Source organism: Mycolicibacterium arseniciresistens, from assembly GCF_030519285.1.
In the GTDB taxonomy this organism is placed as follows: Bacteria; Actinomycetota; Actinomycetes; order Mycobacteriales; family Mycobacteriaceae; genus Mycobacterium; species Mycobacterium arseniciresistens.
The window spans coordinates 1-13,903 of the sequence record NZ_JAUMSQ010000082.1; the positions used below are offsets into that span (position 1 = coordinate 1).

Annotated in this window: 14 protein-coding genes and 1 pseudogene; 1 reads left to right on the forward strand and 14 read right to left on the reverse strand. The window is 70.7% G+C overall.

The features are described 5' to 3' along the window. From Q2100_RS13245 to Q2100_RS13255, 3 genes and pseudogenes are all read right to left on the reverse strand, one after another. Nucleotides 1-303 (reverse strand): annotated as a pseudogene (locus Q2100_RS13245) (SMC-Scp complex subunit ScpB); the annotation flags it as partial. After that, complete coding sequence (locus Q2100_RS13250) at nt 300-1,148, reverse strand: segregation/condensation protein A (protein WP_269895468.1); 849 nt, start codon at nt 1,146-1,148, stop codon at nt 300-302. The gene Q2100_RS13250 and the pseudogene Q2100_RS13245, both read right to left, overlap by 4 nt. Further along, nucleotides 1,145-2,017 carry a ParA family protein gene (locus Q2100_RS13255; protein ID WP_269895467.1) on the reverse strand — a complete coding sequence of 291 codons (873 nt, stop codon included), beginning with the start codon at nt 2,015-2,017 and terminating at the stop codon, nt 1,145-1,147. Before Q2100_RS13255 ends, Q2100_RS13250 begins: the two co-directional genes overlap by 4 nt. Before the next feature lie 115 nt (nt 2,018-2,132). Here Q2100_RS13255 and Q2100_RS13260 point away from each other — a divergent pair, with 115 nt between their 5' ends. After that, nucleotides 2,133-2,630, forward strand: a complete 498-nt coding sequence (locus Q2100_RS13260) for a pyridoxamine 5'-phosphate oxidase family protein (RefSeq protein WP_302914435.1) — start codon at nt 2,133-2,135, stop codon at nt 2,628-2,630. 66 nt (nt 2,631-2,696) lie between these two features. Here Q2100_RS13260 and xerD read toward each other — a convergent pair whose 3' ends face one another. The 11 genes from xerD to Q2100_RS13315 all read right to left on the reverse strand — a co-directional run. Beyond that, entirely contained in the window at nt 2,697-3,713 is a 1,017-nt protein-coding gene (xerD, locus tag Q2100_RS13265) for a site-specific tyrosine recombinase XerD (RefSeq protein ID WP_302914436.1), read from the reverse strand. Next, entirely contained in the window at nt 3,713-4,330 is a 618-nt protein-coding gene (locus tag Q2100_RS13270) for an NUDIX domain-containing protein (protein ID WP_264013623.1), read from the reverse strand. The genes xerD and Q2100_RS13270 overlap by 1 nt, the downstream gene beginning before the upstream one ends. Beyond that, nucleotides 4,323-6,077: a CTP synthase gene (locus Q2100_RS13275; protein WP_302914437.1), complete on the reverse strand. Its 1,755-nt coding sequence runs from the start codon at nt 6,075-6,077 to the stop codon at nt 4,323-4,325. Before Q2100_RS13275 ends, Q2100_RS13270 begins: the two co-directional genes overlap by 8 nt. 132 nt (nt 6,078-6,209) lie before the next feature. After that, nucleotides 6,210-7,151 (reverse strand): copper transporter, encoded by a 942-nt coding sequence (locus tag Q2100_RS13280; RefSeq protein WP_302914438.1) that lies wholly within the window; start codon nt 7,149-7,151, stop codon nt 6,210-6,212. A 9-nt stretch (nt 7,152-7,160) separates the two neighbouring features. Next, on the reverse strand, nt 7,161-8,345 hold the full coding sequence (gene steA, locus Q2100_RS13285) for a putative cytokinetic ring protein SteA (protein WP_302914439.1): 1,185 nt from the start codon (nt 8,343-8,345) through the stop codon (nt 7,161-7,163). Nucleotides 8,346-8,435: 90 nt separating this feature from the next. Further along, nucleotides 8,436-10,202 (reverse strand): DNA repair protein RecN, encoded by a 1,767-nt coding sequence (gene recN / locus Q2100_RS13290; RefSeq protein ID WP_302914440.1) that lies wholly within the window; start codon nt 10,200-10,202, stop codon nt 8,436-8,438. A 6-nt stretch (nt 10,203-10,208) separates the two neighbouring features. After that, nucleotides 10,209-11,132, reverse strand: a complete 924-nt coding sequence (locus Q2100_RS13295) for an NAD kinase (RefSeq protein WP_302914441.1) — start codon at nt 11,130-11,132, stop codon at nt 10,209-10,211. Then, nucleotides 11,129-11,935 carry a TlyA family RNA methyltransferase gene (locus Q2100_RS13300; RefSeq protein WP_302914442.1) on the reverse strand — a complete coding sequence of 269 codons (807 nt, stop codon included), beginning with the start codon at nt 11,933-11,935 and terminating at the stop codon, nt 11,129-11,131. Before Q2100_RS13300 ends, Q2100_RS13295 begins: the two co-directional genes overlap by 4 nt. A gap of 6 nt (nt 11,936-11,941) precedes the next feature. Then, on the reverse strand, nt 11,942-12,145 hold the full coding sequence (locus tag Q2100_RS13305; protein ID WP_302914445.1) for a hypothetical protein: 204 nt from the start codon (nt 12,143-12,145) through the stop codon (nt 11,942-11,944). A 28-nt stretch (nt 12,146-12,173) separates the two neighbouring features. Then, entirely contained in the window at nt 12,174-13,175 is a 1,002-nt protein-coding gene (locus Q2100_RS13310) for an HAD-IIA family hydrolase (RefSeq protein WP_302914443.1), read from the reverse strand. 7 nt (nt 13,176-13,182) lie between these two features. Further along, nucleotides 13,183-13,903: tetratricopeptide repeat protein (locus Q2100_RS13315; protein ID WP_302914444.1), on the reverse strand; the 721-nt coding region annotated here is incomplete at its 5' end.

Genomic DNA, 13,903 nt, shown 5'->3' on the forward strand with positions numbered 1-13,903 from the left:
GTCGATGCCGCTGCCGCGCTCGGCCAGCTCCGCGGCCATCTGCGTCAGCTTCGTGACGATCCGGTATGCCGGCTGCTCGGTGGCCGTCGCCAGCGCATCCACCGTCACCGGGGTGTCCACCACCAGCAGCAGCGCCTCGAGCACCGCTTCGAGTTCGGCGTCCTCGAGCTCCGGTGCCGTCGCGACGTCGATGCCCAGGTCGGTGTCGTCGACGTCGGTGTGGTTCGGGTCGATGCGGTTCGATTCGGTGTGATTGGAGTCGGTGCGGCTCAGGTCGTCGTGCACCGCGATGTCGTCGGTCATGGTTCTCGCTCTTCCACCGCGTCAGCGGTTGCCAGGTGTTCGCTGGTCGGCCGATCCCCGGTCCACGAAATCTGGAGCACACCAAGCGGTTCTGATTGGTCGAATGCTACCGCCCGCGCCCGGTACAGTTCGAGCAGCGCCAGGAACCTGCCGACGATCTCGATCGGACCCTCGCATTCGGCGACCAGTTCGGCGAACGTCGCCCACTCGCCCGCTCCCCGGATCTCCAGCAGCGACAACAGCCGCCTGGCCTGTTCCGGCACCGAGACCGCGGAGACGTGCATGTGCTCCATGCCCACCGTCGGCACCGGCCGCGGCGTGAACACCGTCGCCGCGATCTGGGCGAACCTGTCGGCGTCGACGCCGAGCATCACCTCGGGCAGCAGGTCGGCGTAGCGGTCCTCCAACGACACCGCCCGGGGGTAGCTGCGCAGCGCCGCCGCCTCGAGTTCGGCGAACATCACCGCCACATGCTTGTACGCCCGGTACTGCAGGAGGCGCGCGAACAACAGGTCGCGCACCTCGAGCAACGCGAGGTCCTCTTCGTCGTGCACCTCGCCCGAGGGCAGCAGCCGCGCCGCCTTGAGGTCGAGCAGCGTGGCCGCGACCACCAGGAACGCGGTGGTCTCGTCGAGTTCCAGCAGCGGGCCGATGTCGCGGGTGTAGGCGATGAAGTCGTCGGTCACCTGGTGCAGCGCCACCTCGGTGACGTCGAGCCGGTGGGCGAAGATCAGCTGCAGCAGCAGGTCGAAAGGGCCCTCGAAGTTGCTTAGACGCACCCGGAACCCGGTCTGACCGCCGGCGTCCGGTTCGCCGTTCCCAGCGGCTGCGGCGTCGGTGCTCACCCGCCGAACCGGTGGATGACTTCCCGCGCGAGCGCCCGATATGCCTCGGCGCCACCGGATTTCGGCGCCCAGGTGGTGATGGGCTCGCCGGCCACACTGGTCTCGGGGAAGCGGACGGTTCGGGTGATCACAGTGTCGAACACCAGGTCGCCGAAGCGCTCGAGCACCCGCGCCATCACCTCGCGGGAATTGACGGTGCGCGGGTCGTAGCGGGTGATCAGGATGCCGCTGATGGACAGCCGCGGATTGAGCCGGTCGTGCACCTTGTCCACGGTGTCGGTCAGCAGCGCCAGCCCGCGCAGTGAGAAGTACTCACACTCGGTCGGGATGATCACGCCGTCGCTGCACGCCAGCCCGTTGACGGTGAGCAGTCCCAGCGACGGCTGACAGTCGATGAGCACGTAGTCGTAGCGGTCCAGCACCGGGTACAGCGCCCGGGCCAGTGTCTGCTCGCGGCCGACCTCGTTGACCAACTGGATCTCCGCCGCGGACAGGTCGATGTTGCTGGGCACCAGGTCCAGCCCCTTGACCCGGGTGTTGATCAGCACGTCGTCGATCGACACCCGCGGTTCGACCAGCAGGTTGTGGATCGTGTGGTCGAGTTCGTAGTGCGGCACCCCGAGACCGGCCGACAGGGCGCCCTGCGGGTCGAGGTCCACCAGCAGCACCCGGCGGCCGTACTCGGCGAGGCTCGCGCCGAGGTTGATCGTCGACGTGGTCTTGCCGACGCCGCCCTTCTGGTTGCACATCGCGATGACCTTGGCCGGGCCGTGCGTCGTGCGTGGCGCCGGTTCGGGAACGGTGCGCGCCGTCCGGCCGGTGAGGCCGGCCTGCGCCGGTGGGTCGGCGCCGCCGCCGTCCTCACTCATATCTCGGCCATGGCGAACATCCGGGCAAGTTTAACGGCGCGACGCTGCGGAAACGGGCAGACCCGCGGGCGACATACGCTGTTGACGCCGAGTACCGACCTTCACGGAGGACCAGATGGCCCGCATCCCCGCCCGGCTGAGCCTCACCGACGACGAGCTCGACGAGCTGATGAAGACCTCGTGGAACATGCGGATCGCCACCCTGGGGCCTGACGGCCGGATCAACCTGACCCCGCTCTGGTTCGGCTGGGCCGGCGGCCGCGTCTACTTCTACTGCCGCGGACAGAAGGTGGCCAACCTGCGCCGCAACCCCGCCTGCACGGTGCTCGTCGACCGCCACGAACGCTTCCCCGACCTGCAGGGTGTGATGTTCCAGGGTGAGGCTCGGGTGCTCGAGGACGCCGCTGCAGAGGACGCCGACCAGCACCTGGAGGACGTGCGCTGGCAGATGGGCGGCAAGTACGCCGGCGGGCACGGCGAGCCGGCGCCGCCGCCGGGGCAGCGGGTGCGCAACCCGATGAGCGCGCAGGGCCGCTCGGCGCGGTGGGTGGTGTTCGCGCCGACGCAGCGCACGGTGTCGTGGGACAACCACAAGCTGGCGTCGCGCTCATGACACGTGGAGTACCAGACGCTGCTCGGTGACCTGGTGCTCGAATCCGAATACCTCGGCTGATCGCGGCTACCGCGCGCGGGGGTGGGCGCCCGCCCACACCTCGCGCAGCGCGTGCACCGTGACCATCGTGTAGATCTGCGTGGTGGTCACCGAGGCGTGGCCGAGCAGTTCCTGGACGACGCGAACGTCGGCGCCGCCGTCGAGCAGATGGGTTGCGAACGAATGCCGCAGCGTGTGCGGCGACACGGCCGCGGTGATCCCGGCGCGCTCCGCCGCGTCCTGCAGCACCTGCCAGGCGCTCTGCCGAGACAGCCGGCCGCCCCGGACGTTGAGGAAGATCGCTCCTGGGGCAGGAGCGCAGCGACCGGGGGACGTACCTGCCGTGCCGCGGCCGCGGCGGGCCAGGTCGGGCCTGCCCCGCACCAGGTAGGCGTCGAGCGCACTGACCGCGGGCCTGCCGATCGGCACCAGCCGCTGCTTGCCGCCCTTTCCGCGCAGCAGTACCGACCGCGCGTGGGTGTCGACGTCGTCGACGTCCAGGCCGACGGCCTCGGAGATGCGGGCGCCGGTGGAGTACAGCAGTTCCAGCATCGCGCGGTTGCGCAGCGTCAGGGGGCCGTCGGCGTCGCTGTCTCCGCCTGCCCCGTCGAGCAGCGCCAGCACCTCGTCGACGGTCAGGCTCTTGGGCAGCCGGCGTGAGGGTGTGGGCGGCTTGACCGCGCGCGCCACATCGAGGTCGGTCAGGCCCTCGGAGGCCGCGAAGCGATGCAGCCCGCGCACAGCGATCAGCGCGCGGGCCGCGGAGACGGCCGACAGCGCGGCGGTGCCCGCCTCCGGATCGCCGCGCCGCAGCGCCATCAAGAAGTCGCTGACGTCGGTCTCGGCGACCGCGCCCAGGTCGCCGATCCCGCGGGCGTGCAGATGGTCGGCGTAGCGGCGGAGGTCACGCCGGTAGGAGCTCAGCGTGTTGGCGGCGACGCCGCGTTCGATCGCGAGGTGGTCGAGGTACCCCTGCAACTGACCGTCGAGCACCGACCCCAGGCCCGGCGGCGAGCCGCCCGCACCCAGCGCCGGTGTGGCCATCAGTGCCCTTTCCGGCGCGCGAACGCCGTCGGCCGGTCCACCCACTGCGCACCGACGGGGCGGAGCCCGTCGCGGTCCCCGACGGTGTTGGCCGCCAGGATCCCCGCCACGGCGATCGAGTTGACGATCTCTCCGCGGAGCACCATACGGACGGCCTCCGACAGCGGAACCCGCTCGACGGTCAGGTCGGCCTCCTCGTCGTGCGCGTCGGGCCGCCCGACGTCGGACAGGCCCGTCGCCAGGTACACCCGCACGCTCTCGTCGCTGAATCCGGGCGCGGAGTTCAGGTCGACGAGCACCGACCAGGTGTCGGCGGCCAGGCCGGCCTCCTCCTCGAGCTCTCGGGCGGCGGTGATGTGCGGCGCCTCTCCGCCGGCGTCCAGCAGGCCGGCGGGCAGCTCCCACAGCCTGCGGCCGAAGGGGTGGCGGTACTGATACACCAGCACGACGTTGCCGGCGTCGTCGAGTGCGACCACCGCGACGGCGCCGTAGTGCTCGACCACCTCGCGACGCGCCGTCGTGCCGCCCGGCATCCGCACCTCGTCGGCGCGCAGCGCGAAGATCTTGCCGACGTAGACGGTCTCGCTCTCGACGGTCTCGAAGTCGTGCTCAGCCACGGGCGGCTTGCTCGTGCAGGAACTCGGCCTGATCGCCTGCCGCCTCGGCGCCGTTGGAACGCTCCGGGATCTCCACCGGCAGGCGCTCGGCGGCTTTGTACTCCAGAGCCGCACCGATGAACGCGGCGAACAGCGGGTGCGGGCGGGTGGGCCTGCTCTTGAGCTCAGGGTGTGCCTGCGTGCCCACCAGGAACGGGTGCACGTCGGGGCCGTATTCGACGAACTCGACGAGATGGCCGTCGGGCGACGTGCCGGAGAACCGCAGACCGCTGGCCGCGATCCGGTCGCGGTATTCGTTGTTCACCTCGTAGCGGTGCCGGTGTCGCTCGGAAACCTCAGTCGCCTGGTAGGCCTGCGCGACGATCGAATCCGGCTCCAGCACAGCCGGATACGCACCGAGTCGCATCGTGCCGCCCAGGTCCGCCTCGCCGGCCACCGCATCGCGCTGATCGGCCATCGTGGAGATCACCGGGTCCGCGGTCGTCGGGTCGAACTCCGCGGAGTTGGCGTCGGCCAGCCCCACCGAGCGCGCCGCCTCGATGACGATGCACTGCAGGCCCAGGCACAGCCCGAGCACCGGAAGGCCCCGCTTGCGGGCGTAGGAGATGGCGCCGATCTTGCCCTCGATGCCGCGGATGCCGAACCCGCCGGGAATGAGCACCCCGTCCACGTCGCCGAGCGCCAGGGCCGCCCCGTCCGCCTCGCAGTCGTCGGAGGCGACCCACCGCATCTCCACCTTGGCGTGATGCTTGAAGCCGCCCGCACGCAGTGCCTCGGCGACCGACAGGTACGCGTCGGAGAGGTCGATGTACTTGCCCACCAGCGCGATCCGCACCGTCTCCTGCGGCTCGTGCACCCGCCGCAGCAGATCGTTCCACTGCGTCCAGTCGACGTCGCGGAACGGCAGGTTGAGCCGGCGCACCACGTAGGCGTCGAGTTCCTCGCGGTGCAGCACCTTCGGGATGTCGTAGATCGACGGCGCGTCCGGCGTCGAGATACAGCCGTCGATGTCGACGTCGCACATCAGCGCGATCTTGTTCTTCAGCGATTCCGGCACGTCGCGGTCGCAGCGCAGGATCAGCGCGTCGGGCGTGATACCGATGCTGCGCAGGGCCGCCACCGAATGCTGGGTCGGCTTGGTCTTCAACTCGCCCGACGGGGCCATGTACGGCACCAGGGAGCAGTGCAGGAAGAAGCAGTTCTCCCGGCCGACCTCGTGGCGCACCTGGCGGGCGGCCTCCAGGAACGGCAGCGACTCGATGTCGCCGACGGTGCCGCCGACCTCGGTGATGATCACGTCGGGCCGGTTGCCGTCGGCGTCGGGGATGGCCATCGCCAGGATCCGGCGCTTGATCTCGTCGGTGATGTGCGGGATCACCTGCACGGTGTCGCCGAGATACTCGCCGCGCCGCTCCTTGGCGATCACGGTCGAATACACCTGACCGGTGGTCACATTCGCCGAGCCGGACAGGTTCCGGTCCAGGAACCGTTCATAGTGCCCGACGTCGAGGTCGGTCTCGGCGCCGTCCTCGGTGACGAACACCTCACCGTGCTGGAACGGGTTCATGGTGCCGGGATCCACGTTCAGGTACGGGTCGAGCTTCTGCATCGTCACCTGCAGCCCGCGGGCGGTGAGCAGCTGACCCAGGCTGGAGGCCGTCAGCCCCTTGCCGAGCGAGGACACCACGCCGCCGGTGACGAAGAGATGCTTGGTCGCCGTTTGCGGGTGCTTGCGTAACGATGGCAAGAGCGACCTCCGTGATGACCGGCGCAGGACGATGCAAGGACTGCTGGGGCCTGCCGACCCACGGAACCCCACCCTAACAGCGAGTCCGACATGACGTCACTGACGCGCCGTAGCTGCGACCGACTGGGTCGCCTACTGGGGAACGGTGACCGAGGTGGCGCCCTGCCCGATGCCGTACTGCCCGGGCCGCCCACCGCTGACGAGATCCTGCACGGCCAGCACCGCGGTGAGCCGCCCGGACTCCGCGTCGACGTCGTCGACCGTGCTCACCGCCGCGGACAGCGCGGCGTCACTCCTGGTCACCGCCACCGATCCGGTGCCCGACGCCGACCCGTCCCGGCCGACCAGAACAGTCCCCGACCCGTGTTGCGCGAGGCCCGCGGCGAATCTCGCGACGGTGGCGCCCCGGTTGCCCGCATCGTCGGCCATCCCCGCCCCGGTGACGACCACCGCCGCGTTGGCGGCGCCGATGCGCTGGTCACCGTAGGTGAGGAAGCCCGTGTCGCGAAGCGCCGCCAGCACCGTGTCACGGGACATGTCATCGACTGCGGGCGCATCGGGCTTGCCGGTCGTGAGCAGAGCGATGCCGAGCAGATCCCCGGCCTGGGAGCCCTGATCCACCGACGTCGTCTTGAGCTGGGTACCGGCGGGCACGATCGGCGAGTTCACCACCGACAGCAACTTCTCCGCGGAGTTGGCCTCGACGAACTCCGGGGTCAACGACACGGTGCCGGTGACGGTGCCGCCGCCCCGGCCGATCAGCCGCGACAGCGCCTCGACGTCGTCGTCGGCGGCGTCCGGTGTGCGGAACAGCACCACCGACTTGCCGCCAAGCGCGTCCCGCAGGATCCGCTGCGACATCTGGGCGTCGAATTCAGCAGCGGCGCTGAGCTTCTCGTTCAGCGCGTTCTTCTCGCCGGTCAGCGTGTCGATCTGATGCTGTAGATCCTGTTTGTCGTCGCGGAGCCCGGACAGCACCGTGCTCGACAACAGGCCGGATCCGAGCGCGACCCCGATCGCCAGCGCCAGGAACACGGCGGCCAGTGAAATCGCATGCGCGCGAAGCGAGATCATCGATACCCCTCAGGTGACCAGACCCTGGATCCACAGCGTGAACTGGTTCCAGTACTCCACGACCCAGTCGATGACGGCGGCGTCGGCCCGCGACACCCACAGTGCCGCGATCACCGCGACCAGCATCGCCATGATCAGCAGCGCGATGGCGCCGCCGGAGACCCTGCTGCGATACAGCGTGGCGACGGCCTTGGCGTCGACGAGCTTCTCGCCGACCTTGAGGCGGGTCAGGAACGTCGAGGGATTGCTGTGCTGTCGTGAGCGGTCGAAGAACTCCTCGATGCTCGCGGAGTGGCCGACCGTGACGATCAGCGACGCGCCGTGGTGGTGGCTCAGCAGCAGCGCCAGATCGGCCGCCGATCCCGCCGCGGGGAACGTCATCGCGCCGACGCCGAGGTCCTGGATCCGCTCCAGCCCGGCGGCGTGGCCGTCGGCGTCGGCGGGCAGGATCACCTGCGCTCCGCCGCGCAGCGTCTCGGCGCTGATCCGGTCGGGGTCGCCGACGATCAGTGCCGGCCGGTAACCCGCCTTGCGCAGCACGTCGGCGCCCGTGCCGACGCCGACGAGCACCGGCTGGTACTCCTTCAGGAACGGCTTGAGCGCCTTGAGGTCCTCGGCCGCGTCGGGTTCCTCGGCGACGATCACCACGTGGCGGCGGTTGATGTCGACGTCGATGTCGGGGATGCCGATGCCGTCGATGAGCAGCGGGCTCTCCGAGCGGATGAACTCGATCGTGTTGCCGGCGAAGGCTTCCAGATGCGCGACGAGGCCGCTCTTGGCCTCGTGCATCAGCTCGTTGATCTCCTGGTCGGTGCGCTCGGTGCCCAGCGCCAGGCGACGGTCACCGGCGTACACGCCGCCGTTGTGCAGGCGCACCCGGGCGCCGTCCTTGACCTTCTTGAAGACGTCCGGCCCGGTCTCGTCGATCAGCAGCACGCCGTTGGCGACGAGCACCTCGGGCCCCAGATTGGGGTAGCGGCCGGAGATCGACGGCGACGCGTTGACCACGGCTGCGACGTTCGCCTCGACGAGCGCGTCGGCGGTGATGCGGTCCAGGTCGAGCGCGTCGAGCACGACGATGTCGCCGGGTCCCACACGCCGCAGGAGCCGGTCGATGTCGCGGTCGACTCGTGCGGTTCCGGTGAGGCCCGGGCGCGTGCCGGCATTTCGGGTTAGCAGCGCTGACATCTTCATGCGGCCGATTCTGTCGGCCAACCCTCAAGTAGAGGTGGAGGCGCGCCGTAACACCTGCCTCAGAAGTGTGCTTCTGTCACAGCTGTCACATCACGGGGCGTCGGTGCGCTCCTGCTGTGCGGCGTCGAGAAGCTCACGTGCGTGCGCCCGGCCACTGTCGGATTCGCCCAGCCCGGCCAGCATCCGCGCCAGCTCGGCCACCCGGTCGTCGTCGTCGATGCGCCGCACCCGGCTGGCGTTGCCGCGGCCGCCGCTGTCGACCACCAGGTGCGCGTCGGCGTACGCGGCGACCTGCGGCAGGTGGGTGACCACGATGACCTGGTGGCTGCGCGCCAACCGGGCCAGCCGACGCCCGATCTGGACGGCTGCCCGGCCGCCGACTCCGGCATCGACCTCGTCGAAGACCATCGTGGTGCCGGCATCGGACGCGGCGAGGACGACTTCGAGCGCCAGCATCACCCGCGACAGCTCGCCGCCCGACGCACTCTTGGACAGCGGCAGGACGTCGGTGCCACGGTGAGCGGCGAACCCGAACTCGACGGCGTCGACACCGTCGTGCCCGGCATGTGCCTCCGTGCCGTCGGCCAGCGTCAGCGGTGCCGAGTCGTCGGCCCGGGCCGGCAGTGGCGCCACCGTCAGGGTGAAGTCGGCGCCGGCCATCGCCAGCCCGGACAGCTCCGCGGTGACGGCCTTCGCAAGGCCCTTCGCCGCCTTGGTGCGAACCCTGGTCAGTTCCGTCGCCGCCGCGACGACGTGGGCCTGCAGTTCACGCACCCGTTCGTCGAGGCCGGCGAGCGCCTCCTCCGACACGTCGAGCTGATCGAGCCGCTCCCGCGATTCGTGCGCCCATGCCAGTACTCCGTCGATGTCGGCGGCGTACTTGCGGGTCAGCGTTCGCAGCTCAGCCTGTCGTGCGAGCTTGGCTTCCAGGGTGCTGGCATCGCTGGGCAGTTCAGCCAGGAAGTCGCCGAGCTCGCCTGCCACGTCATTGACCACCGCGAGCGTCTCGGCCACCCGGGCGCCGAGGGCACGCAGCGCGGTGTCGTCGGTGCCCTCCAGGGCAGCCCGGGCGTGACCCAGACCGTCTACCGCCGACAAATCCCCCGGCGCGGCGAGCTCGTCGAACGCACCGGCGAGCGCGGTGCGCGCGGTACGCGCCGCTTCACGCAGCGCATCGAGCTCCGACAGCCGCCGGATGTCCTCGACGAGCGTCTCGTCCTCGCCGGGCTGCGGGGCGACGGCGTCGATCTCGTCGAGGCCGAACTTCAGCCGGTCGGCCTCCAGGGTGAGCTCACGCGCACGCTCGCGGCGGTCCGCCAGATCGCGGCGGGCGGTCAACCACGCCTCACGCGCCGCGCGGTACCTCAGCAGCGGCTTGTCCACGCCGGCGAACCGATCGAGCGCCGCCCGCTGCTCGTCGGGCCGCATCAGCCGCAGCTGGTCGTTCTGGCCGTGCAGGGTTAGCAACTCGGTGGTGAAGGTGCTCAGCGACTTCGCAGGCACACTGCGGCCGCCGAGATAGGCGCGGGACGGACCGTCGCGGCTGACCGAACGCGCCGCGATGACGCTGCCGTCGTCGTCGCGCTCGGCGCCGCAGGAGTCCAGGATCCCGTCGATGCGGCCTGCCGTCCCGTCGCCGAGATCGGTCGTGGTGAACCGGCCTTCGACCACGGCCCGACCCGCCCCCGTCCGCACCCTCGAGGCGTCGGCACGGGCGCCGCCGAGCAGGTGCAGACCGGTGACCACCATCGTCTTGCCCGCGCCGGTCTCGCCGGTGAGCACGGTCAGCCCCCGGTCGAACTCGGCGGTGGCGGCGCTGATGGCGCCCAGCGACTCGATTCGAATTTCAGCCAGCACCGGTGACTACTGCCCCCGCCAGCCGGTCACGGGCAGCCGGAACTTGCGCACCAGCCGGTCGGTGAACGGCGCACTGTCCAGGCGCACCCATTTCAGCGGCGTACCGCATCGGGTGACCTCCAGCCGGCCGCCGGCAGGCAACTTCATCTCGCGACGGCCGTCGCAGAACACCGTCGCGTCGTGTCCGTCGCCCTCGATCTCGATGGCGATCGCCGCGTCCGGGCTGGTGACCATCGGCCGGGCGAACAGCGCGTGCGCATTGTTCGGCACCACCAGGATCGCCTCGAGATCCGGCCACAGCACCGGACCGCCGGCGGAGAAGGCGTAGGCGGTGGATCCGGTCGGGGTCGCCACCAGCACGCCGTCGCAGCCGAACGCCGACACCGGCCTGCCGTCGACCTCCAGCACGGCGCCGAGCACGCCGAGGCGCGGGCCCTTCTCGAGGCTCGCCTCGTTGAGCGCCCATCCCCTGTGCAGGATCTCTCCCGCCGCGCGGACCACCACGTCGAGCGTCATCCGCTCCTCGATGCGGTAGTTGCGGTTGATGACGTGGTCGAGGACGCTGTCGAGCGCGTCGAGCTCGGCCTCGGCGAGGAAGCCGATGCGGCCCAGATTGACGCCGAGCACCGGGATCTCGACGTTGCGGGCGAGTTCGGCGGCGCGCAGGAACGTGCCGTCACCACCGAGGCCGAGCACCAGCTCGCAGCCCTCGGCGGCCCGCTCCTCCGCATCGACCACCTCGAAACCCGTACCGAGGGCGCCCATCTCCTCGGGCGCCAGATGCAGCGGGGCCTTGTCGACGGCCTCCGCGGCCAGTACCCGGAGGCTGATGCCGTTGTTGCTCAACACCTTCTGCACCCGGCGGACGACGTCGATGGCTTCCGGACGCCCGGTGTGCACCACCATCAGCATGGTTCGTTCGACCGTCATTGCGGCCCTTCCGTCACGGCACGCGTCACCGCGTGCTCGAGGTCGCCTTCGGACAACGCGCCGTCCGCGCCGCTGCGTAGCCAGAGGAAGTACTCCACGTTTCCCGACGGGCCCGGCAGCGGGCTCGCGGTGACCCCGGCGGCGTGCCAGCCGAGTTCGGCGGCGCGGTGCGCGACCTGCAGCACCGCCTCGGCCCGCAGGCCCGGTTCGGACACCACCCCGCCGGGTCCGACCCGGCCCTTGCCGACCTCGAATTGCGGCTTCACCATGGGAACGATATCGGCGTCGGGTGACGCGCAGGCGGTCAGCGCAGGCAGCACGGTGCCCAGCGAGATGAACGACAGGTCGGCCACCACGAGGTCGACCGGACCACCGATCGTCTCGGCGGTGATCTCGCGCACGTTGGTCCGCTCCAGCACGGTCACCCGCTCGTCGGACCGCAACGACCAGGCCAGCTGTCCGTACCCGACGTCCACGGCGACCACCTCGCGGGCACCCCGGTCGAGCAGCACCTCGGTGAAGCCGCCGGTCGACGCGCCGGCATCCAGGCAGCGCCTGCCGTCTGCCGAGATTCCGAAGGCAGACAGGGCGCCGATGAGCTTGTGCGCGCCGCGCGAAACCCAGGTCCGCTCGGCGGCGGTCACGGTGAGGTTGGCGTCCACGGCGATCGCCGTCGCCGCCTTCGCCGCAGGCATGCCGTCGATGGACACGAGGCCGGCGCCGATCAGTTCGGCCGCCTGTTGGCGCGACCGCGCCAATCCGCGCCGCACCAGTTCCGCGTCAACACGAGCGCGCCGCGCCACGTGCGCTCACCTCTCGGAGCCCGAAGCGGCCGCGGGACCCCGGTCCACCGCCTCGAGCGCGTGCACCAGCAGATCGTGGGCCTGCTCCAGTTGCGCGGCGATCGCCTCGATCTCCGCATCGGCGAGTTCGGCCGCATCGGGGCCGACGTCGGGCAACTCGGCGAGCCGAGCCGCGATCTCGGAGCGGATCTGATCGGGGTCGGTAATCATGTCGACGTTCACGCTAGTCGATCGGGCATCACAGCAGCGACAGGTGCTGCAGCGCCTCCCGGGCGGTGTCGTCACCGGCGTCGACGGTCAGCGAATCCCCCGCGATACCCGCCGACCACACCGCGTCGGCCAGTGCGCGCAGCACCGACAGATCGTCGCCGTGATCCTGACCCGTGGCGCTGACGGTGACCGCCGTGGTGTCGACGTCGACCCGCCACCCCGGGTGTGGTCCCACCCTCAGCTCTTCCGCGGGCCGGTCGAGCGAGCGCAGGTCGGCGCCGATGAAGCCGGGACGCAGGTCGGCAGGGGCGCGCAGCGTGTCGTCGGCGGTGCTGACACCGCTGAGCACGAGAAGGCTGGGCAGCTTCGCGGCGTTGGCGCCGGCGATGTCGGTGTCGAGGCGGTCCCCCACGGTGAGCGGAGTGGCGTAGCTCCCCCGGCTGAGCGCGTCGGAGAACAGGGTGGGCTGCGGCTTGCCTGCCACCTGCGGCTCCCGTGCGGTCGCAGCCCGCAGCGCCGCCACCATCGATCCGTTGCCGGGCAGCAGGCCGCGCTCGGACGGCAGGGTGAGATCGACGTTCGCGGCCACCCACAGGGCGCCGGCCCGGATGGCCAGGGCCGCTTCGGCGAGGTCGGACCAACCGGTCTGCGGATTGTGGCCCTGCACGACGGCGACCGGCTCGTCGTCCGCCCGGCGGACCGGCCGCAGTCCGCGGCCGGCAACCTCGTCGGCCAGCGCCTCGGTCCCGACGATCAGCACCTTGGCCTCGGGCGGCAGCTGGTCGGCCAACAGTCTGGCGGCGCTCTGCGCGCTGGTGACGACGTCGTCGGCGGTGGCACGGAATCCGAGTTCGGTCAGGTGCGCGGCGACGTCACCGGGTGCGCGGGAGGCATTGTTGGTGACGTAGAGGACTCTCGCCTCGATCGCCGCGAGGGTGTCGACGGCCCCGGTGGTCGGCTCGTGTCCACGGAAGACGGTGCCGTCGAGGTCGAGCAGCAGGCAGTCATGTTGCGCAGCAATGCTTGTCACGACCGTCTCAGCTCAGCTCGGTGATGCGGTCTTCGGCGTCGGTGGCGCCCTCGAGGTCGGCGGCGGCGGCGTTGATGAACCACTGCAGCGCCTCGTCGCGGCGCTCCAGCGCGAGCAGCGTCTCTGCGTAGACATAGAACAGCCGAGCCGCGGTCTGCCCGGTCCTGGTCCGGTCGAGTGGAGGTGAGGACAGGATCGCCAGCGCCTGCTCGACCTGACCGAGGTCGGTCCGGGCGCCGGCGACGACGATGCGCAGTTCGTCGGCATCGTCGCCGGTGAGCTGCTCGGCTTCCGGGCTACGCGCCAGCTCGATCGCTCGCTCCGGCCGGCCGATGCCGCGTTCGCAGTCGGCGATCAGTGCCAGGAGCGGCGACTTGCTGCCCATCCGGCGCGCCGCGCGCAATTCGGCCAGCGCCTGATTCCAATCGCCGCAGTGATATGCCGCGATTCCGACGGCCTCGCGCACTGCCGCGAGCCGGCTCGAACGCGCACGGGCCGCCCGCGCATGTTCCAGCGCGGCCTCGGGGTCCTCGTCGAGCAATGTGCCTGCGGCCACCAGGTGGCGGGCGACGAAGTCGGCGGTGGCCTTGTCCAGTGTCGTGAGTTCGCGTCGGACTTCGGGATTGAGCTGTTTGGCTTCGATGTCCCGAGGAATGGCGGGTCCCGGCGCACCCTGCTCGTTGCCCGCGGGTTGCGCGCCGCGCGCCCTGCCGGGCCCCGACGACCGC

What these genes read in the sequence shown, in the direction of transcription:
- steA (WP_302914439.1), bottom strand. Translation starts at nt 8,345, where the DNA reads ATGAAGATGTCAGCGCTGCTAACCCGAAATGCCGGCACGCGCCCGGGC.
- Q2100_RS13280 (WP_302914438.1), bottom strand. Translation starts at nt 7,151, where the DNA reads ATGATCTCGCTTCGCGCGCATGCGATTTCACTGGCCGCCGTGTTCCTG.
- Q2100_RS13295 (WP_302914441.1), bottom strand. Translation starts at nt 11,132, where the DNA reads ATGACGGTCGAACGAACCATGCTGATGGTGGTGCACACCGGGCGTCCG.
- Q2100_RS13260 (WP_302914435.1), top strand. Translation starts at nt 2,133, where the DNA reads ATGGCCCGCATCCCCGCCCGGCTGAGCCTCACCGACGACGAGCTCGAC.
- Q2100_RS13255 (WP_269895467.1), bottom strand. Translation starts at nt 2,017, where the DNA reads ATGAGTGAGGACGGCGGCGGCGCCGACCCACCGGCGCAGGCCGGCCTC.
- xerD (WP_302914436.1), bottom strand. Translation starts at nt 3,713, where the DNA reads ATGGCCACACCGGCGCTGGGTGCGGGCGGCTCGCCGCCGGGCCTGGGG.
- Q2100_RS13305 (WP_302914445.1), bottom strand. Translation starts at nt 12,145, where the DNA reads ATGATTACCGACCCCGATCAGATCCGCTCCGAGATCGCGGCTCGGCTC.